Annotated in this window: 24 protein-coding genes and 1 tRNA gene; 16 read left to right on the plus strand and 9 right to left on the minus strand. The window is 51.9% G+C overall.

Translation table 11 applies throughout. The features are described from left to right. Positions 1–32 precede the first annotated feature (32 nt). Complete coding sequence (locus tag KNP78_RS12680; RefSeq protein WP_034777480.1) at positions 33–389, minus strand: PilZ domain-containing protein; 357 nt, start codon at positions 387–389, stop codon at positions 33–35. Positions 390–535: 146 nt separating this feature from the next. Here KNP78_RS12680 and KNP78_RS12685 point away from each other — a divergent pair, with 146 nt between their 5' ends. Further along, entirely contained in the window at positions 536–784 is a 249-nt protein-coding gene (locus tag KNP78_RS12685; RefSeq protein ID WP_034777481.1) for a hypothetical protein, read from the plus strand. 31 nt (positions 785–815) lie between these two features. On the opposite strand, the gene KNP78_RS12690 is transcribed toward KNP78_RS12685, so the two are convergent. The 6 genes from KNP78_RS12690 to KNP78_RS12715 form a co-directional block, all read right to left on the minus strand. Beyond that, complete coding sequence (locus tag KNP78_RS12690) at positions 816–1,511, minus strand: queuosine precursor transporter (protein WP_034777482.1); 696 nt, start codon at positions 1,509–1,511, stop codon at positions 816–818. Between the two features lie 148 nt (positions 1,512–1,659). Beyond that, positions 1,660–2,220 carry a hypothetical protein gene (locus KNP78_RS12695; RefSeq protein WP_214824589.1) on the minus strand — a complete coding sequence of 187 codons (561 nt, stop codon included), beginning with the start codon at positions 2,218–2,220 and terminating at the stop codon, positions 1,660–1,662. Between the two features lie 138 nt (positions 2,221–2,358). After that, positions 2,359–2,429: transfer RNA gene (locus KNP78_RS12700), tRNA-Thr, on the minus strand. A gap of 110 nt (positions 2,430–2,539) precedes the next feature. Next, positions 2,540–4,912, minus strand: coding sequence for an immune inhibitor A domain-containing protein (locus tag KNP78_RS12705; RefSeq protein WP_214824593.1), 2,373 nt, complete (start codon positions 4,910–4,912; stop codon positions 2,540–2,542). A 136-nt stretch (positions 4,913–5,048) separates the two neighbouring features. Further along, positions 5,049–5,843, minus strand: coding sequence for a class I SAM-dependent methyltransferase (locus KNP78_RS12710; RefSeq protein ID WP_214824596.1), 795 nt, complete (start codon positions 5,841–5,843; stop codon positions 5,049–5,051). A gap of 38 nt (positions 5,844–5,881) precedes the next feature. Then, the gene (locus tag KNP78_RS12715) at positions 5,882–6,193 is read right to left on the minus strand and encodes a hypothetical protein (protein ID WP_021067357.1); all 312 of its coding nucleotides are present in this window, start codon (positions 6,191–6,193) and stop codon (positions 5,882–5,884) included. 181 nt (positions 6,194–6,374) lie between these two features. Between KNP78_RS12715 and KNP78_RS12720 the strand changes: the two genes are divergently transcribed. The 11 genes from KNP78_RS12720 to KNP78_RS12770 all read left to right on the plus strand — a co-directional run bounded on the left by KNP78_RS12720 (position 6,375) and on the right by KNP78_RS12770 (position 15,297). Further along, positions 6,375–7,238, plus strand: coding sequence for a cation diffusion facilitator family transporter (locus tag KNP78_RS12720; RefSeq protein ID WP_214763998.1), 864 nt, complete (start codon positions 6,375–6,377; stop codon positions 7,236–7,238). 86 nt (positions 7,239–7,324) lie between these two features. Beyond that, on the plus strand, positions 7,325–7,801 hold the full coding sequence (locus KNP78_RS12725; RefSeq protein WP_214824600.1) for a GNAT family N-acetyltransferase: 477 nt from the start codon (positions 7,325–7,327) through the stop codon (positions 7,799–7,801). 47 nt (positions 7,802–7,848) lie between these two features. Next, on the plus strand, positions 7,849–8,838 hold the full coding sequence (locus tag KNP78_RS12730) for a LacI family DNA-binding transcriptional regulator (RefSeq protein ID WP_214824604.1): 990 nt from the start codon (positions 7,849–7,851) through the stop codon (positions 8,836–8,838). 109 nt (positions 8,839–8,947) lie between these two features. Then, positions 8,948–9,892 carry a carbohydrate kinase family protein gene (locus KNP78_RS12735; protein WP_214824613.1) on the plus strand — a complete coding sequence of 315 codons (945 nt, stop codon included), beginning with the start codon at positions 8,948–8,950 and terminating at the stop codon, positions 9,890–9,892. Further along, positions 9,889–11,319 (plus strand): sucrose-specific PTS transporter subunit IIBC, encoded by a 1,431-nt coding sequence (locus tag KNP78_RS12740; protein WP_214824617.1) that lies wholly within the window; start codon positions 9,889–9,891, stop codon positions 11,317–11,319. Before KNP78_RS12735 ends, KNP78_RS12740 begins: the two co-directional genes overlap by 4 nt. A gap of 18 nt (positions 11,320–11,337) precedes the next feature. Beyond that, on the plus strand, positions 11,338–12,756 hold the full coding sequence (locus tag KNP78_RS12745) for a sucrose-6-phosphate hydrolase (RefSeq protein WP_214824619.1): 1,419 nt from the start codon (positions 11,338–11,340) through the stop codon (positions 12,754–12,756). Positions 12,757–12,864: 108 nt separating this feature from the next. Continuing rightward, the gene (locus tag KNP78_RS12750) at positions 12,865–13,152 is read left to right on the plus strand and encodes a hypothetical protein (RefSeq protein WP_058764516.1); all 288 of its coding nucleotides are present in this window, start codon (positions 12,865–12,867) and stop codon (positions 13,150–13,152) included. An 81-nt stretch (positions 13,153–13,233) separates the two neighbouring features. After that, a complete protein-coding gene (locus tag KNP78_RS12755; RefSeq protein ID WP_034777539.1) occupies positions 13,234–13,650 on the plus strand; it encodes a YhfM domain-containing protein in 417 nt (138 codons plus the stop codon). A gap of 26 nt (positions 13,651–13,676) precedes the next feature. Then, the gene (locus KNP78_RS12760; RefSeq protein WP_214824621.1) at positions 13,677–14,390 is read left to right on the plus strand and encodes a hypothetical protein; all 714 of its coding nucleotides are present in this window, start codon (positions 13,677–13,679) and stop codon (positions 14,388–14,390) included. A gap of 61 nt (positions 14,391–14,451) precedes the next feature. Continuing rightward, on the plus strand, positions 14,452–14,853 hold the full coding sequence (locus KNP78_RS12765; RefSeq protein ID WP_051627729.1) for a YhfM domain-containing protein: 402 nt from the start codon (positions 14,452–14,454) through the stop codon (positions 14,851–14,853). Positions 14,854–14,877: 24 nt separating this feature from the next. Next, the gene (locus KNP78_RS12770) at positions 14,878–15,297 is read left to right on the plus strand and encodes a YhfM domain-containing protein (RefSeq protein ID WP_214824624.1); all 420 of its coding nucleotides are present in this window, start codon (positions 14,878–14,880) and stop codon (positions 15,295–15,297) included. Positions 15,298–15,320: 23 nt separating this feature from the next. On the opposite strand, the gene KNP78_RS12775 is transcribed toward KNP78_RS12770, so the two are convergent. Continuing rightward, complete coding sequence (locus KNP78_RS12775; protein WP_214824627.1) at positions 15,321–16,166, minus strand: alpha/beta fold hydrolase; 846 nt, start codon at positions 16,164–16,166, stop codon at positions 15,321–15,323. 115 nt (positions 16,167–16,281) lie between these two features. Between KNP78_RS12775 and KNP78_RS12780 the strand changes: the two genes are divergently transcribed. From KNP78_RS12780 to KNP78_RS12790, 3 genes are all read left to right on the plus strand, one after another. Continuing rightward, positions 16,282–17,277 carry a helix-turn-helix transcriptional regulator gene (locus KNP78_RS12780; protein ID WP_034777546.1) on the plus strand — a complete coding sequence of 332 codons (996 nt, stop codon included), beginning with the start codon at positions 16,282–16,284 and terminating at the stop codon, positions 17,275–17,277. Positions 17,278–17,496: 219 nt separating this feature from the next. Further along, entirely contained in the window at positions 17,497–18,357 is an 861-nt protein-coding gene (locus tag KNP78_RS12785; protein ID WP_214824630.1) for a metal-dependent hydrolase, read from the plus strand. Positions 18,358–18,365: 8 nt separating this feature from the next. Then, complete coding sequence (locus KNP78_RS12790) at positions 18,366–19,124, plus strand: DUF817 domain-containing protein (protein WP_214824633.1); 759 nt, start codon at positions 18,366–18,368, stop codon at positions 19,122–19,124. A 41-nt stretch (positions 19,125–19,165) separates the two neighbouring features. Here KNP78_RS12790 and KNP78_RS12795 read toward each other — a convergent pair whose 3' ends face one another. Further along, complete coding sequence (locus tag KNP78_RS12795; RefSeq protein WP_214824640.1) at positions 19,166–19,573, minus strand: hypothetical protein; 408 nt, start codon at positions 19,571–19,573, stop codon at positions 19,166–19,168. A 75-nt stretch (positions 19,574–19,648) separates the two neighbouring features. On the opposite strand from KNP78_RS12795, the gene KNP78_RS12800 reads away from it, so the two are divergent. Further along, the gene (locus KNP78_RS12800; RefSeq protein ID WP_214824642.1) at positions 19,649–20,065 is read left to right on the plus strand and encodes a hypothetical protein; all 417 of its coding nucleotides are present in this window, start codon (positions 19,649–19,651) and stop codon (positions 20,063–20,065) included. Positions 20,066–20,227: the final 162 nt, after the last annotated feature.

Consider the following 20,227-nt stretch of genomic DNA (forward strand, 5'->3'; position numbering starts at 1 on the left):
ACAAAAAATGAGAAGTGTCAATCGACACATTCTCATTGGTTTTCGCGCGCATACGCTTTAATCATCGTCACGAGTTGCTGGGTCTCGTCAGAGTTCGAATCGAGTCGAATCCCGTAATCATACAGGCTCCCCATTTGTCCACGGTGCCGTACGTGACCCGTCAGGTCGAGCGGTTGAATCAACGGGACGAGGTCGAGTTTGACTTGGACTTTCAATCCTTCAGAAAGTGGAAATAAGTAGTCGCACCGCATCTTCAGACCGTGGGCGCTGATATTGAGCAGTTGTGCTTCCCCGTCATGAAGTTCTTTGTCTTCCCAGATGAGGCGATATGGGATGAAGCGGGGGTTCGGTAAAATATAACGAAACGTTTCTTGTCGTCGATAGCGCATCGGTTCACCTCATTTCTCTACCTTGATTATCGGCTATTTTTGGCGAATCGTGAAGCGTTGAATGCACCAAAATTTAGGAAGCGCGGTTTACAGAAATGCAATCGCTTTCTATAATGAGAAGACAGAGTGGATAGAGGAGGGATCGTATGAACGTCAAGGACTTACTCCGACGCTATTCGATCGACGAACCAATCATCTACGCGAAAAATCTACACGGGCAGTGGGTCAAGTTGGAGCAACTGCCGCCCTACACCATACTAGAGGTCGAGGCGACGGACGAGGCCATCGAGGCGCTCGCCATCGACGCGTACGTGGCGCTCACCGTTTGTCGGGAGAAATCGTCGCTTGAAGATGCACGCCCTTATGCGGTGCGGCTTCATATCAAAGGTAAGTAAAAACCGCGAGCCGATGGGCTCGCGGTTTTGTTTAGGCTGCTTTTTCTGTCTCGTCTTCCTGTGGGACGGTCCGTTTCGCGTAATACATGAACGGTGTCGCCATCCAAGCGATGATGAACTTGGCGACGTATGTCGTGATGAAGATATTCCACCAGATGTCCCATTCCATGCCCCAGAAGGCAATCGTACAGAACGTGAGCGTGTCGATGAACTGTGAGACGACGGTCGAACCGGTCGTCCGGAGCCACAGTTTCTTCTCACCGGTCTTGGCACGAATCTTCGAATAGATGAAGACGTCGAACAGCTGTGAGACGAGGTACGCCGCGAGACTACCGAGCGTGATGAGCGGAAGCATCGAGAACAGCGCCTCGAAACTCTCATGCATGAACAGCGCCTCTTCGAACGGCTCATAGAGCAATGCGAATTGCATGAGCACCGTCGAGACGATCAAGATGAAGAAGCCGAGCCAGACGCCTTTACGGGCGGTGTGACGACCATATTTTTCATTCAAGATGTCAGTCGCTAAATAAAGGGAACCGTAGACGATATTCCCGAGAGTGAAGATGAAACCACCGATTACAATCTGCTGCGTCACTTGGATGTTTGCGACGACCGAGGCCATCGCGATCCAGGCGAACAGCCCGACACGTCCGAACAGCTTATAACTGAGGACGAGCAGACCGAGCGTGAGCAAGGCAGAAGGAATCCATAACCATTCATTGAGCATGGGGATCGTACTCCTTCCAAATCATTCATTCTGTCAACTTTACAAGTTTATAGAGGAACGGAAACCGTGTCAAGACAGTTTCCATGACTAGACGGAAAAAGCTCTCATCCGGGGTTGGATGAGAGCGATATATCTAGTTGATATGCTGTCATACACCACTTAGATTAATGGCGATGCCTTTCATCATCGATGACAGATGATTCAATTTGGTACGGGCATGTTCCCAAGATTCCCAATCGTCACCTTCTATAAATCGTGTCAACGTCTCACTAATGTAAGTGAGTTCGTTCAATACGGAGGTCAACGCCTCCCGGTCGATGCCTGACGCGTCAGATGCGACAAGGTGATCGAGCGCCGGGAGAATCTCATCAATGTCGGCACGGACGGATTCGAGCTCTTCCCGGTTACTGTCGATTTGCGTAGAGATTTCGTCGAGCGGACGGTCTTCACAAGACATCCCACAGGGGAAAATCGCCTGCTCTGATTCGCGCAACGCGCCGAGCGTATCACTGCTCAGTGACTCAAGATACCCTAAAAAGATTGTGACTTCTTCTTCGGTCGGGACGGGCTCGGAGAAAGGTTGTGTCTCGGATACATCGATTACGACATTTTTCGTTTTCGGGGGTGAGTCAGACGTAAGATCTGTCGTCTGTTCGGTACAGGCGGCCAATAAGGCGACGGCAGCAAGTAGAATGATGAAACGTTTCATATCGAGTCTCCTTTATATAAGTATTTATCCATTATACCATTTATTGGAATATAAGGATGGACGATCGACAATAAAAAAGCACTTTCTCAATAGTTTGAGAAAGTGCTTTTTTTGGTCCGTGTCACGGAATCCATTTGATGCCTCCGACGAGAATCGAACTCGTGCTGCAGCATTACCATTGCTGAGGTCTGCCACTAACCTACAGAGGCGGTTACATCTAGTATGTTACACAGTCTGTCATGAAATTTCAAGCTTTTTTAGAATAATAAGACCCCCGTTCTCCTCATGGTGAGAAGGGCGGGGGTGCGTTGAATCAAGCTTACTTCGTCCGGACCCAAACTGCTCCAGCCGAGTTGTCTTTCGCTTCGCCGACGACGTCGACGACGAGACCGTATTGTGGAAGTTTACGGCCCGCATCTGGGATGAGCGAGTTGATGTACGTGTTGGCGTCGTTGAACTGTTTCACGCCTGGTTGAGCTTTGTAGTCATAGATGCCACGGCTCGGTGAATCGATGTACCAAGGGAGCGTCTTGTCTAAGCTGAACGCCGCGTCTGCGATCTGGTAACGCGTGCTGCCAGCGACTGTGTCTTGACCGTTCAAGTTGCCGATCAGTGCCTCAGGATGCGAGTCGACGACACCGAGGAAACCTTCACCCGGATGGATGCCGACCCAGTTGTCTGAGAACGAATCATCCGCATACCAGACGACGAGACCTGTGTTGTACTTGACGCCACGGCCGTTCAAGAGACCAGTGTCAGCGCCTTCATGGTTGCGCCATTCGAGGTAGTAGTAGTGCGGTTTCGTGTCATAGCCGTCCGACTTGACGAAGCCGTCGAGCGTGACTTTCTCTGCGCCTTCCGCATCGTCAGCGAGGAGCGATTGTCCGCTTGACGTGATCGACAAGTTGTCGAGGGCGAACCCTTCAAGGGCAAGACCACCGTCCGTCACGTATTCGAAGACGATTTGTACGTCTTGACCAGCGAATTGTGACAAGTCGTACGATTTGTTCACCCAAGCGCCGTTCGTCGATTCCGCACCGTTTCCAGTGTTGTCATCGCCGTAGACGTCAAGGACGACTTCTTTGCCGCCGCTGAGTGCTTTCACGTACAAGTAGTCGTAGTCAAACTCGATATCGAAACGTGTGTCGAAAGCGAGTGTGCCGTCCGCTCCAAGTTTGACCGTCGGTGTCGAGAGTTCAGTATGCAAGTTATCGCCTTTTGTCGAGTAGTAGTAATACTCGCCGTATTCTGGTTCGATGCCTTTTACTTTCTTGTCTGGAAGGTTCACTTTCAACAATCCAGGGTTGGTTGATTTCGTCACCGATTGATCGAGTTTCGAAACAAAACCTTGTTGCGTGATGTCTTCAAGGTCGACTTCCGTGATGTTCGCCCAGTTGCCGCCCATCAATTTTTGGAAGTACTCTTTGTTTTGTGGCGAGAAGCTCGTTGGCTCTGTACCCGCCACTTTACCAGCCCAGCTGCCGCCGCTCATGATTGACCATGATTGGACCGGTTCGCCTTGACCTGTGTACTGTGTATCGTACTCATCTGGAAGACCGAGGTCGTGACCGTATTCGTGAGCGAAGACGCCGACTGCGCCGTCTTCAGGTTGGATTGTGTAATCGAATGCCGCCATTTGACCGCCCCAGTATGGGACAGCTGCTTCCGTACCTGCTACGCGGTAAGGGCTGTTGCCGACGACCCAACGGTGTGACCAGACTGCATCGTCACCGAGGACACCGCCACCAGCTTCTTGGCCGGTACCAGCATGGATGATCATCAAGTGGTCGACCAAGCCGTCCGGCTCGTTGAAGTCGCCGTCACCGTCGAGGTCATATAAATCGTACTGATCGTATTCGGCGAGGTCCATGCCTGAAGCGACCGCAGCGTTCAACGTGTCTTTAACGAGTTGACGCGGACCTGGCCCGATGTTGTCATTCCCGCCGGCCGGATTGTCACCGCCGTAATCTTTCGCTGTGCCCGGGACGGTCAACCAGTCTGAGACAGTGCCGTCGACCGTGTAACTGCCGCCCGACTGTTCTTCATAATACTGCTTGAACGTTTGGACTTTCTCACCGTTGAACAGTTCGAACGATTCGTCGCCGAACATGTATTGCTCGTAGTGTTCTTTACTAAAGTTGTCGCTATAGAGATAACCTTCTTCTTGAACGACGTTGTTATGTTTGAAGTCGCTGTACTCGACGAGAAGGACGAGGACTTTGTCTTCACGGACGGCGCCGTTATAGCCAGCTTGCTTGGCCGGGTCGACTTTCACTTGGCCGTTCGGCTTGCCTTTTCGATAGTTCGCTTGTCCTTTTTTCGCTTTGTCGAGGAGACGTTTCGATTCTTTCTCGAATTGGTTATGTATCTTCTCTTTCGCTTCAGCGGCTTTATCGTTCAAGCCGTGCTTATGGACGTCTTTCGCATTGCCTTGCTTCTTCTCGATATAGGCATCGACGGCCTTTTGGCGCTCGGTGGCCGAAAGCCCTTTTTTGATGACGCCTCGTTTCTCGAGCGCTTTGGCGAGCCGATCCTCATCGATGATGTTGTGATCGAATGGAGCATTCGTGCTCGGGGTTGGTAGCGGTGAGGCGGCGAGTGGAGCGGCACCGACGGCCGGGATCGCACTGACGCTCATGACCGATGTCAGTGCGACGGCGAGCGTCGTACGACGGATGGAACGTTTTTTCATTTGTACTAACCTCCTGTGAAAATAATGGGAAATTGTGTGAGCTTGAATCCAACATTAAACTTGTGTCAGATTAATGTCAATATTCAGAAAATAGGAACCAAAAAAAGAGACTTTCGTCCCTGTTGGTCCTTAAGACCTAAGGGATTTGAGTCTCCACGTCAATGATGCCGTAATGAAATTTGGATGTTTTGCGAACAATCCTTGTAAAACCAAACGTTTCAAACGTCTCACTCTCAAAGTGAGCCTTTAGGACAATTCGTCTGGATGCAACACGACGGGCCTCCATCATGAGTTCAAGAGACAGCGGATTCGTGTTGGCGAGGGATCGTAATGGGTTCAAGTGAACCGATTCTGAAATCGTCTTTTCGAACATTGGGTCGAAGTAGACGACATCGAATGAATCGTCCGGGCATGTCTTCAAATAGGTGAGGGCATCCGTCCAAACGACCTCGAGCCGACGCATCGCCTCATTGACGGCGGGCTCTTTTTCTTCCCAAACGGTCAGCCCTTCCTTGACGAGCATCGCTGTGACAAATTCGCTCTCGAGCCCGACGGCGCGACCCGACGGACCGACGGCATGACTGAGGACGATACTGTCGGAGCCGAGCCCGAGCGTACAGTCGAGGACCCGGTCACCCGGTTTGATTGCGGCGGCATCGACGAGCGGGTCGTTCCCGCCACGTGCAAGCTGCTTCACACGGAACACCGAGCTCGATGGATGGAAAAAGAATGCATCCTGCCCGTCGAACGGCGTGTATTCGACCCGACGTTTGTCAAATACGAGCACACCGGCATGAGAGCGGTCTTTCAACGTCTCAATCGAGTGTTTGCGCCGGGGGATAAAACGGACGCCGTACGTCGCTGCATGAGCCTCGGCCCGTTCGATGGTTGCCTCAGTCGGACGTAAACAAGTTGTAACGATATAAGTCATAGTATCTCCTTACTGAAAAAATGAGACGCAGAAGCGTCTCATTTTTTCTTGCTGAGTAAATCCGATAACTCGTCGATGAGTGCCTTGTGGGAGGCAAGTTCTTTCTTCTTCTCGTCGTTCGGGTTAATCGGGCGTTTCGAGCGGCTCTGGAGCGCCTCGAGCGTTTCGTCGATTGACGATTTGAGCGTGTCACGATCTTCCGGCTTGAGGGTGACCTCATGCGGGTTTTCACCGCTTGCGTCGAGTTCGCGTAGACGAGCCATCAATTGTTTTGCTTCTCGGTTCAAATCAGCGAGCAATCTGTCAATTTGTTCCAAACGAAGCTTGATTCCATCACGTTCCGTAAACATTTGTTTCACCTCTTTTATGGGGATAACCCTGTTGTCTCTTCCCATTTACTTTACCATAATTTTCGAACAACGAAACTACCGGGAATATATTCCATTTTTATTGGCTGTGGGAAACACTGTTTCTCTATGCCCACATGAATCTCAACTGGTATACTGACTTAGCTAAAAAGGAGGTGGTCGGATGCAGTCGACAACTCATCCACCAAAAGCGCTTAAAGGCGCCATTTTATCGATCACGACGTATTTGGTCTTATCTGTATTAAAAGTCGTCTTCGGTTTGGTGTACAATTCGGAGGCCGTCCTCGCCGACGGATTCAATAATACGACCGACATCATCGCATCAATCGCCGTCTATATCGGCATTCGCATCGCCGCACTGCCCCGAGACGCCGAACATAAATACGGTCACGCCAAAATGGAGACACTCGCCGCGCTCGTCGCATCGCTGATCATGGTCGCCGTCGGGGTGTTCGTTCTATTGAACAGCATCGCCACTCTAATCGGTGGTGAATACGTCGAACCGAACCCGCTTGCTGCTGTCGTCGCGTTCTTAAGTGCACTTGTCATGTTCGGCGTGTATGCGTACAATTCGAACTTGGCCAAGAAAACCCGGTCGCTCGCCTTGAAAGCGGCCGCGAAAGATAATTTGGCCGATGCCATGATCTCGATCGGGGCTACGCTCGGCGTTCTCTTCGCTTACTTTAAATTGCCTTGGATGGATACGGTTCTCGCCGTCTTGATTGCGGGAATGATCATCCGGACCGCGATTCAAATCTTTCTCGATGCGACACATCAGCTCTCTGACGGATTCCCGCCGGATCTCGTCGATTCCTACGAAGAGACGATTCAGCATTTCGATGCCGTCAAGGAAGTGCGTGAAATCAAAGGACGTCACCTCGGTAACCATGTCATGCTCGATGTGACGATTGCCGTTGAAGGAAGTCTCACCGTCGAGGAGGCGCACGATTTGTGTGATGACATCGAACGGGAGCTCGACGAACATCATGCTGTCGATTCGGTCCATATTCACATTGAACCGGTCTGATTTCGGTTATCTTTTGCGCTTCACGCCGCCGTTCGTATATAATGAGTTTGGAAAGACTATGAGATAACTGTTAAGGAGGGCACGGGATGGAAATCGTGCGTCAACCTATTCGTCAGATTGATGAGATCGAATATGAGCATTTTAAAAAATATGGTCAAAGTTCTTACGGCATCTCAGCCGAAGAGTTAAAAGGCATCTTTGTCGAGATGGGGGCAGAGCAGGTATACTCGGCCGATGAGCATAGTTATGGGGAGGACTTCTATTATGATCTCCTCGTTGACGGGCAAATCGTCGGAAAAGTGTTACTCTTGAAACTCGCTCGCGTCTATCAGCTCGATTTGATGGTGTTCGACGCCTTCAAGGGCAATGCCTATGCGACAGAAGGCTTGCGCCTCGCGCTCGAACAATCCGACTTAAGAGAAGGACATACCGTCCGCGCCGGCATCCCGCCGACGAGTCCACATCAGGAAGCGGTACGCCGTGTCCTTGAGAAGAACGGCTTCGAAAAACGGAACGGCCTTTACTATTTAAACTTTAAAAAGCGATATGTAATCAACCACTGAACTGACGGCGTCTGACGCGTCAGTTTTTTCGTATGGAGGTTTTACCGATGAAACAAGTGACAATCAACGACATCGCCAAACTTGCCGGGGTCGCCAAAAGTACCGTCTCTCGTTATTTGAACGGGGGTTCGGTCGGACAAGCGACACGCGAGAAAATCGAGCGGGTCATTCAAGAGACGAACTATGAACCGAACCAGTTTGCGCAAAGCTTAAAGTCGAAACAGACGAAAATGATTGGTGTCATCGTCCCTCGTCTTGATTCCTATGCGGCTTCGCGTACGATGATGGGCATCGACGAGCGGTTGACCGAGCGCGGTTATCAAATGCTTGTCGTTAACACGGCCCAACAGACCGAACGCGAGATCGAGCAGTTGTATAATTTGGCAAAGCAGAAAGTGGCCGGCATCATCTGGCTCGGGACGACCGTGACGCCGCGGCACTTGCAGGCGATCCAAGACATCCAAATCCCGGTTTTGTTGATCGGTCAAGAGCATGAACACGTCCATAGCCTCGTTTATCCCGATTTCGACGCGGCGTACGCTCTCGGACGGCAGTTCATGGACTGGGGGCACCGTGATGTCCTGTATGTCGGGGTCGGTCCGTACGACATCGCCGTCGGACAGGCACGGCGCGATGGTTTTCTGCATGCGTTCAAAGAAGCAGGCGCGAACGTAACGACGTATACGACGACGTTCAAAATTGACGACGCGATCCCGATTGGGGAACGGATCGCCGAGGCGACCGATGACGCGACGCTCATCGTCTGTGCGACCGACAACATCGCCCTCGGTGTCTTGAAAGGGCTCGCCAATGGCGGAAAATCGGTGCCGGTGGATATCTCGGTGAGCGGATTCGGCGGCTATGATTTCACCGAAGTACTCCATCCAGCGATCACGACGGTGCATCTTCCATACCGTCGGACAGGGTCTCGTGCGGCTGACATGATTCTCCAATTGTTAACAGGCGAAACCATCCCGATGAAAACGTTCACAACTTTTGAATTAAAACTGCGAGAAAGCGTTGACATTTTAAATTAAATCGATTACATTTGTGTTGCGGAACCGGTTCCGCAACATTTTTTATTTGTTTTTGGAACCGGTTCGATAAATGACATGAAGCACGACATTCAGACATGGAGGTGGACGGATGAACACCGTACATTGCATTGGTGAACTATTGATTGATTGGGTTTGCGAGGACGCATCGAGCGACCTCGTCAACGGGACGACATTCGTGAAGAAAGCGGGGGGCGCACCGGCAAACGTCGCGGCGGTCGTCAGTAAACACGGAGGAAATTCGAGTTTCCTCGGTCAAGTCGGGGCAGACCCGTTCGGACGCTTTTTAAAACAGACGCTCGTCGACAACGGCGTCGGCGTCGAAAACTTGGTGGAGGAAGGTGACACGACGTTCGCATTCGTGTCGATTCAAGAAGACGGGGAACGAGATTTCACGTTCCGACGCGGCAGCGATGGCGACTATGCGTTCGAGTCAATCAACTTGTCGGCCTTCAAGCCTGGAGACATCGTCCATTTCGGATCGGCGACGGCACTCCTCGACGGCGAGTTAAAGAACGCCTACTTTAAACTGCTCCAGTTCGCCAAGCGTGACGGCCTGTTCGTCTCGTTCGACCCGAACTACCGCGACGCGCTCGTGACCGACCTCGAGGCGTTCAAACAAGATTCGCTCCATTTCATCGCCGAAGCGGACTTCGTCAAGTTGAGCGAGGAAGAAGCGCACTTGTTGACTGGGCTTGACGATTTAGATCATGCGATCGCGTCGCTTCTCGAAACGGGTGCGAAACGGATCGCCATCACGCTCGGCTCGCGCGGGACACTGATTGCGACGAAAGACGTCAAAGACGTCATCGCTTCAGTGAAAATTGAAAGCGTCGATTCGACGGGAGCGGGTGACGCCTTTGTCGGCGCCTACTTGTATCGCTTAGCGACTCTAGGAATCGATGACGAGCGCTTACTGAAGGATATCGAATACGCGAATGTGACCGGCGCTTTGACGTGCACGGCATACGGCGCGATTCCGGCCATACCAACACAACAACGCGTGCTTGAAACGCTAGGAGGGAAACCAGCATGAACTACAGACAAGAAGCAGAAGCGATTTTAGAGGCGATCGGCGGAAAAGACAATGTCGCCGCCGCGGCCCACTGTGCGACCCGGCTCCGCCTCGTCTTGAACGACGAATCGAAAGTCGATGAGAAGAAACTCGACGCCCTCGATGTCGTCAAAGGAACGTTCTCGACCGGTGGCCAGTACCAAATCATCATCGGACAAGGCACGGTCAACAAAGTATACGCCGAGTTCGCCCAATTGACAGGGCTCGGCGACATGTCGACAAGCGACGTTAAGTCGGCCGGCGCGAAAAAAGGTAACCCGCTCCAACAGTTCGTCAAGATGTTGTCGGATATCTTCGTCCCAATCATCCCGGCCATCGTCGCCGGTGGTCTCTTGATGGGGATCAACAACTTGCTCACGGCACCTGATTTGTTCTTCGAAGGCAGCTCATTGATTGACCAGTACCCTGGCATCGCCGACCTCGCCGCGATGATCAACACGTTCGCCAACGCCGCCTTCGTCTTCTTACCTGTCCTGATAGGTTTCTCCGCCGCCAAGCGGTTTGGGGGTAACCCGTACCTTGGCGCCGCGCTCGGGATGATCATGGTTCACCCGGATCTCGTCAACGCCTACGCGCAAGCAACGGTTGGCGATATCCCGGTTTGGAATATTCTCGGCTTTGAGATTGAGAAGCTCGGTTACCAAGGACAAGTGTTACCGGTCCTCGTATCCGCTTATATCTTGTCGAAACTTGAAATCAATATCCGTAAATTCATGCCAGCTTCACTCGATATCTTGCTCACACCGCTCCTCTCGCTCCTCATCACGGCGTTCGTCACGTTCGCTTTCGTCGGACCGATCACGCGTGAAGCGGGTAACTTGATTATCGACGGTCTCGTTTGGACGTACGACTCACTCGGCTTCTTCGGCGGTCTCGTCATGGGTCTCTTGTACGCACCAATCGTCATCACAGGGATGCACCACAGCTTTATCGCCATCGAGACACAACTTCTCGCGGATATCGCCCGCACAGGCGGGTCGTTCATCTTCCCGATCGCAGCGATGTCGAACGTCGCGCAAGGTGCGGCCACACTCGCCGTCTTCTTCTTGACACGTGATCAAAAGATGAAAGGTGTCGCTTCGGCATCTGGTATCTCGGCACTCCTCGGAATCACGGAGCCGGCCATGTTCGGGGTCAACTTGAAACTACGCTATCCGTTCATCGCGGCCATCATCGGCTCAGGAATTGCCTCGGCGTTCATCGTCGGACGTGAAGTCCTCGCCGTCGCCCTCGGTGCGGCAGGTCTTCCAGGGATTATCTCGATTGCACCAGCGTCAATCGTCTCGTATATCATCGGGATGGCCATTGCCTTCGCGGTCGCCTTCGGATTGACGTTCGTGCTCGCAAAACGCCAAGCGAAAAAAGAAGCAGTAAAAGAAGCAGCTTAAGAAAAAGGAAGTGATGTTATGAGTTGGACGAAGGCAGAGCGTTATCGCTCGTTACGTGACGTGAGTGCCCTCGAGATGGAGACGCTCCGCACAAAGACGGCGGCTTCCCCGTGGCGGTTCGGATACCATATCCAACCGCCGACGGGACTCCTGAACGACCCGAACGGATTCACGTATTACAACGGGGAATATCACATGTTTTATCAGTGGTTCCCGCTTGGACCGGTACACGGTCTCAAGCATTGGTATCATGTCACATCACCCGACCTCGTCACGTGGACGGATCGCGGGGTAGCGTTAGTCCCGGAGACGACCGAAGATTCACACGGTGCTTATTCAGGCAGCGGGTTCGTGAAAGACGGGGAACTCCACGTCATGTACACGGGCAATCACCGGACGGATGACTGGACGCGTCACGCCTCGCAAGTGATCGGCGTGTTGCGGGATGGCAAGATCGAACGTCGCAACGTCGCGATTCCGGACGTGCCGGCCGGGTACACGGAACATTTCCGTGACCCGAAAGTGTGGTTCGAGGACGGCGCCTATTACGCCGTCGTCGGCGCACAACGCACGGACGAGACGGGTTGCGTCGTCTTGTATCGCTCGGTCGACTTGGATGAATGGACGTTCCTCGGTGAGATTGAGACGGGACTCGATTCGTTCGGCTACATGTGGGAATGTCCCGACGTGTTCGAACTGAACGGGCAGCATGTCCTCGTCTTCTCGCCGCAAGGGATTGAACCGGATGGGCATCGCTATCACAACATCTATCAGTCCGGATTCTTGATCGGCAAGCTCGACCTTAAAACGTTGACGTTCATACACGGCGCGTTCGAGGAGCTCGATTTCGGTTTCGATTTTTACGCTCCGCAGACGACAGAACAGGACGGACGTCGCGTTCTCGTCGGTTGGATGGGACTCCCGGAAATCGAGTATCCGACGGACCGGTTCGGCTGGGCCCACGCCTTGACGTTACCACGTGTGCTCACAATCGAGGACGGGTCGCTCAAGCAGCGTCCGGTGGCGGAGATGACAACGCTTCGCCGAGACACATTTCTCGACGCGACTGGCACGTCGGTCAGCGTCGCGACACCGGACCGTTACGAGCTGGAGCTGAAAACGGACGGGACAGACTTCAGCCTCGACTTGCTTCAAGTCGGCGACGAGTCACTTCTCATCCGATACGACGCAGCGGCAGGCGAATTAACGATTGACCGGTCGCATGCCGGCGAGCCGTTCGCGACCGAGTATGGCACGACACGGACGAAAGCGATTGCCGTGACGTCGCTTCATTTGTTCGTGGACTCGTCGAGTGTCGAATGCTTCGTCAATGACGGGGAAGCGGTCGCCACACTCCGCGTCTTCCCAAGTGAGCTTGAGAAACAGTTGCGCTACGAAGGCGCGACTGCGAGCCTGACTGGTTGGACGTATCAATAAGGAAAAGCTGAGCTTTGGCTCGGCTTTTTTGTTTCCCATTAAATGGGGCACTGTATGCTATTCTGATAATAGGGAATAAATTACATATGATAGAGGGGGATGGTTTACGTGTGGATGGTTTTAGGATTACTGGCGATTGGGGCGACACTGGTCAATTTATATACGTTCAGCGTCGGGAAAGATTACAAGCTGCCGATGGCGCTTGCGTTGTCCTTGACCGCATTGACAGTATGCGCGGATTACAGCTATTTATCTGTCTGGGTCGAAGCGGAGGATTGGAGTGCGTTGGCGGATGTCATACCAGGTATGGGACGGGCATTATGGGTACTAACTAGCATCTCGATCATCTTGAACCTGTTGCCGATTTTCTTGGAGCGAATGCGAAAACAGGCATGAGTGATTCGATGTCAAAAATTGTGAAACCTTTCGTCCGGATTTTCGTAAAAGATGACTATCAACGTGAATGGGGTGGAGGGAATGAAACGAAATCGAGCCATGTTGACAGTGGCTTCGGCGATGTTCAAGGCTTTCATAGAGCCGGAGGAAAGTGAATTGGATAGAGAAGAAATGATTCAAGCGCGAGTCGCTCAGTCGTCAGGGATTGGTTCGTTCAATGAGACGGATTTCATCATGTTCAATGGAATCGAGAAAGTGAGACCGTTTGCGGACATGTTGCGCAATGCAGATGATGCGCTCGAAGATTCCATTCACGGGGAACCTGACTTTGATTTAGAGCTTCATTGGAAGGGCGGCGTGATGGCACAGTATCAGCTTTGGCTCGGTCAGAAGCAGCAACCGAGCTATTTGATGGATGTGACCCATCGACACCTCATCTACCGCGTGTCGGGAGACATGACGAATCGGTTGATTCAAGTGCTCGCGGTGGACGAATAAGGTAAGGAACGTGAGGGTTATGAAAAATGGATTACATTGATTTGAAATTTCGCTTCGATAAAGACCTTTCTGACAAAACATATGGCGAAAAGCTCCTTCAATTGTGTGACAAGTACGATGTTGAAATTGGCTGTCTCGGCTATTTTGAGCCCATCAACATACCTTTTTCGCGAGAACGATTCATGAATATGTGGGGTATCGAACAGGATGGTATGTCTGATTTTTTTGCGCGCCTGCATAAACGAAAAAGTTTTCTAGTCATCAATCCTTGTTATGACGGAACAGCTAGTGTGTATATCTCGCTCAGTCTGTCGAAAGCTCATTACAACGACCGGCCGAATCGATGGCTTACTCTATTTAAAGCGATGTGTATCGAACTTAAACCATATCGAGCCGCCATGTGTATGGACCCTGGTTCCAAATCTTCGCTTTATGATTATGATCGGGAATATTTTTGGTTTCTCAAGCCCGAAGAAGTTTCGTGGTTCAATTATTGGAGCGATGATTTACTGGCCTTTGGGGATGTGAATGATATTGACGCATTCGAGTGGTTTAATCGAGAACGAATCGAAAGCGGATGTTTCTATCAATTGACGGACCAGATAGATGTGTCCAATCTGGAATCGCGTATCGAAGAGGCGAGAATCATGTTTGGTAATGGAGTACTGTTGAGACGAGAACTCGTTGAAGAGGATGACATCGATTGGGATGAAGACTACTTTGATTGGGAATACAAATGATTCACATAAGTGCTTAGTTATTCATTACAAGAGGCAGAGGTAACTTATGAGGCGAGAAAGGATGGGTACTTTAGTCGCTCTAACAGTTTTGACAATTGCTTTGACCGGCTGTGGCTCGAACGATTTTCGGACGGATGGGATTGAAGAAGTCCGCGTCTCGGAATCGGATGGATTCAGCAGTTTCCAAGAGCGCGATGTCATCACATATGACGAGCTCGAGGACGTCAAAGTGTTTGCGGACATGATTCGGAATGCGGAGCAGCAACCGGGCGTCGTAAATATGGCAACGCCTGAATATGATGTGGAAGTCCAGTATCAAGATGAGACAGTGGACCGCTATTACGTCTGGCTCGGAGACTTAGGCATGCCGACGAGCATCATGGATGTGAATGATACGCATACGGTGTATCTCGTCCCGGCAGACGTGACAGATGAGTTGATCAGACTGCTCGAGCAAGGGTAAACTTTCAAAGCGAGGTGATGGCTGATGAAGCAAGCAATGAGGCAAATCGGGGCAATTACCGTCATGGTTTTTATGTTATCGGGTTGCGGCTCGAACGATTTTCGGACGGATGGGATTGAAGAAGTCCGCGTCTCGGAATCGGACGGATTTAGCAGTTTCCAAGAGCGCGATGTCATCACTTTCGACGAGTCGGAAGCGATTCGAGTGTTCGAAGACATGCTGCGTGAGGCAGACGAACTTCCCGGTGTCGCCAATTCGGTCGGGCCGGAATACGATATTGAGATCCGCTTCGAGGACGGGGAGACGGACCGCTATTACCTCTGGCTGAACGATGATCCCAAATCCGTCAGCAGCCTGTACGACGCGGACGACACAAACATCGGTTACCGCCTCCCGGCGGACGTGACGGAGGAATTGATCAATCTGCTCGAGTCAGGCGACTAAAAAAAGACGCCTGGAATGGCGTCTTACGAGTTGAGGCGGATAAAGCGCTCAATCTGTTGCTCGCTCTTCCGCGCTTGACGCCCAATCCAAATCAGATGACCAGGGCTGTTCAAGATGGTGAGTTGGGCGTGGGGGATGAGCCGCTTCGCATGATGCGCATGGCGGACCGGCACGGCCTTGTCATTTTTGGAGTGGACGATATACGTCGGGCACGTCACCCCGAGCAGCGTTTCATCGGTCACTTGTTGCCGCAGGTCGAACTGGGCACCGAGACCGAACGCCATTTGGTTCGCGACCCGTTTCAATAAGAAGATATCGTACGGGGTCACTTCGTCACGAATGACATCTAGTGCGAGCAGGCTCGTCGATTGAATCATGCGGGCCGTCGCCTCGAACGGTTGTTTTTGAATGGCGCGGGCGACGAACTGTTTCATCGCAAATTGCAGCGCGATGAACGCAGGCTGGGCGACGTTACGGCTGATGTATTGCCGATAGGGGAAGTCGACGACGCTCGTCACAGCGGCAGCGAGCGTAAGGCTGAGCGCGTGGTCGTTCTGCGATGCGAGCTCGATTGCCGTCGGCCCACCGGCCGAAATGCCGTACACGTGATACCGATCGATTGACATGACTTCCATCAGGCGACGTAAGTTCGCGGCGAACGCTTGCGGCGAAGCCGAAAATGAGTACGGAGTCTCACCGTAGCCGGGACGGGATGGGACTATGACCCGAAAACCGGACACGACGAGCCGGTCCACATGGTACGGTTCGAGGCTCGATGATTGGGTCCCATGAATCAGAACGATGACCGGACCGTGACCGCGGTCCATATATTCGATTTTCGTGCCGTTGACGTGCGCGTAATGTTTCACTGCGGAAGGGCCTCCTTAAACGATTTGTAATGGAAAATACCTTTATTTCATGGAAATAACATGCTACTGTCTGTTTATACATATTTTACATAGAGAAGTGAAAGGGGATTAAACCGTGAACAACCGAGAACGGTTACTCGAGGTGAGACGGTTTTTCGAACGCCACACAGATGATAATCATCCAAAGACGTTAGAAGACTTGCTCGAATATTTATCTACGATCGGAGATACTTCTAAGTTAGCAAAAAAATCAGTGAAAGACGACATCCAAGCATTGACCGATTCGGGGTTCGAGGTGCAGGATGAGCTCGAGAAGAACGGCCTCGCCAAAAAATATTGGCATTCGGCCCGTTTGTTTGAAATCCATGAGCTCCGGATGATGGTCGACGCTATCGTCGCGGCGAAGTTCATCTCGGAGGACGTGACAGAGCGGATCGTCGAGAAACTTCAAAAACTGACGAGTATTCCGGAAGCGGAAACGCTCCAGTCGATCATTAAGACACCGAAGAAGAAACACGGACAGATTCCGTACCATATCGATCGCATCCAGCGCGCGATCCAAGAACAAAAGGCAATTTCGTTCCAATATACGGACGTCGTCGGCTTTGACGCCACGAAGCGAACGTTCCCGCTTCGCCGCGACGGCGAGCGTTACGTCGTCAATCCGATTGACTTGCACTGGAACCATGAGCAATATTATTTGATTGGCATCGATGAGTCGATCGGGGAAATCCGAAACTATCGCGTCGACCGCATCGTCAACTCAGAGATTGTCGAGGATGATACGCCGCGCATGAAACATCATTTGCCGGATGACTACTTCCAAAAGTCGTTCAATATGTACAACGGGCTCGACGAGGAAATCGTCCTTGCCGTCGACGAGCGCGTCCTCCCGGTCATCTTCGACAAGCTCGGAGAAGACGTCTCGATTACGCAAGACGGAGAACGCTTCCTCATCCGCTTCGATGCGGCCGTATCCGACGGGTTCGTCTTCTGGCTCTTGTCGCTCGGTACGCAAGTCGAGGTGCTCGAACCGATCACGCTCCGCGACCATTTGCGCGAGACGATCGAGGCGATGGCCGAACGATATGCGAAGGCGAGCATTCACTGAAACGATTGAAATGAAGGTATGATATACTGCTTGCGACACTTGTAGAAGGGGGACAGGCGGATGTTAGATTGGATGCCATTAATCATTCCGATTGTCGCTGTCATTTTTGTTGCTGTCGTCGCAAGACGCGCCATGAAAATGGACCAAGAGAAATAAGCTAGGACGGACATCCTTCTCGTCATGAGGGGGATGTCTTTTCCGTCCAAAAGGAGGAGACCGGTGGATACGATTACCCATACGCTGTTCGGTCTGACGCTCTACGGGGCGGCCGATAAGCGAGACTTACAAACAAACGAAAAACGGGCCTTGTTCGTCACGACGCTCGTCGGGAGTCAAATCCCGGACAGTGACGTCATCTCGCGGCTATGGGACACGGAAGGCATGTATCAGATGTGGCACCGCGGTATCACTCACTCGATTTTCCTCGTCCCGTTGTTCGCGCTACTCATTTACATACTCGTACGAGTCTTGTTCAAGGTGACCGATATCCGTTACTTCTGGTGGGCGCTCTTGTCCGTGTTCATCCATAACACGGCAGACTTGTTCAACGCCTGGGGGACAGGTTACTTCGAACCGTTATCGGATGTCCGGGTCACGTTTGGTGTCATCCCGATCGTTGATTTCGTCTATTGGGGCATTTTCCTCGTCGCCTGGCTGATCGCTCGGCGAACTGACATCAGTCATACGGTGTATCGCTACGCCTGGGCAGCGATCGTCGTGCACGTCTTGATTCAAAGTGCGCAAGGGGCGTACTTGTATCAGTCGTATGCCGCCGATCACGACGAGGTGGCGCTGTCGGCCTCGTTCATCCCGACCCAGTTCACCGTCATCACGAAGACGGAGGAATCGGTGTCGATTTACAGTGACTCGGTCTATCAAGAACCCGAGGTCCAATACGAGTTGACGAGTGCGGACGATGCCGATTTGAATCCGCTCTTCGCCGAAAATAAAGAAGCGATCACGCTCAAACAGTGGTCCCCGTTCGTGGTCGTCGTCGAGGATGATGAGCGGCTCGGCCTCTACGATCCGCGCTTCTTTGACGGTGAGTCGTCATTCCTTTACGAATACATCGAATTGTAGGTGATTCTATGCGGCGCATCCGTTATTTGTTCATCTTCGGTTACGAACAAGCACTCAGTTGCATCTTCCCGGTCGCCATCTTCGGGGCGCTCGCGTTGACGAAATGGTTCGACTTTCCGATTCCGCGCTATGACGTCCTCCTCATTTGGTGTCTGTTCGTCCAAGTCGTGCTCGTCAAGACCGGGCTCGAGACGATGGAAGAAGTGAAGGTCATCAGTTGGTTCCACGTCATCGGGCTCGGCCTCGAGCTGTTCAAAGTCCAGATGGGGTCATGGAGCTATCCGGACGAGGCGTTGACGAAATGGTTCGGCGTCCCGCTCTATGCGGGGTTCATGTATGCGAGCGTCGGCAGCTACGTCGTCCAGTCGTGGCGTCGCCTTGATTTGGAGTTTCTCAAGATGCCTCCACCGCTCATTGCATTCGGACTCGGGATTGCCATCTATTTCAACTTCTTTTGGCATCACATTTGGCTCGATTTGCGCTGGGTGTTGATCGGTCTCGTCTTTCTCGTCTTCGGCCGTGCCATCGTCACGTACCGGCTCGACGACCGCCGTTTCACGATGCCCGTCGTCGTCGCCTTCTTTTTGATTGCCTGCTTCATCTGGTTCGCGGAAAATATCGTCACGTTCTACAACGGTTGGGCGTATCCGAACCAGTTGAGCGGTTGGGTGCTCGTCGACCTCGGCAAGCTGTCGTCGTGGTTCCTGCTCGTCATCATCAGCATCTTGCTCGTGGCGTGGCAGAAACGAAGACAGGAACTCTCATGAAAAAACGTGTGCACCCGCTTCGGGATGCACACGTTTTTTGGTTACGTCGTTCGTTGTTTGGAGCGGGCAATCATATGGACGATAAACACATAGAGTGGGAACGTGAACGTGAGCGCGATGATCAATAGCCCGACGGCCGGACCTGGCCATGCCGCTTCACTAGGAGCAGGGATGACTCGTGTCCAGACATAGGTGAACAGCGCCAAATAGGGGAGCCATAAGACGTACAGGGATAGGTTCCATGGTGAAGGAGTTAGTCGCGTGACGTGTTTGATGATGAGCCGCGTGAACAACCAGAGTGAAGCAAGAGCGATAGAGACGATGACTAGCGTATAAATATTGCCCATGATCAAATAGAGCCGTCCGCTGTTGGCGAGCAGTTGAATGTTCAATAATAGCAGCACCGCGAGGAAAATGGAGATAGATTGTAACTTGAGGAAGTGGGCCATATAGGACTCCTTAATCTGATAGGATGATGAAACATTATTCAGTAACGCTCGTATAATATGAAAGAGGTGATCAGGTTGGCACAATTAATTGCGTTTTGGTTTGTCGGATTCATCTGTGTGCTTTCGACATTTGTATATATGTCACAATGGCGGAGCGAGCGCAAATTGATGAAATTGCTAGGAGCCATATTTAGTATCTTCATAGCTATCGTTTGTTTTATGATTGCTGTACCTGATACATATGATCGCGCGCTTGGCCGTTATGAGATGGAAACCGGGAATTGCTACGTCGTTGACAATCAGTCGAAACAAGGCGGCGTGACACTCTGGTTTGAAGAGGATTCTTATGATTTTCCGGACATACCGGAGGACGTCGCATATGGACCGGGCACGTTGTTTGATTGTACCGTCACGTTGACGAAAGTGAATTCGACTGGAGTTGACTATGTGTTGAAGTCGAAAGACGGCGATCCGCTCTTTTCAACATACTAAAGTATTCTTCTGATTAGAAGGATACTTTTTTAACTGATTTAGGCGAGAATTCTCCCACCTCTAAGCGTCTCGGGCGAAGCCCAGCGAAGGTGGGAGATGAATTGCCCGTCCCCGACGCCCTCGGCCACCGCTGTGACAGGACGACGAACAAAAGTTCGTGAT

It is taken from the genome of Exiguobacterium sp. s28, assembly GCF_018618135.1.
In the GTDB taxonomy this organism is placed as follows: domain Bacteria; phylum Bacillota; class Bacilli; order Exiguobacteriales; family Exiguobacteriaceae; genus Exiguobacterium; species Exiguobacterium mexicanum_A.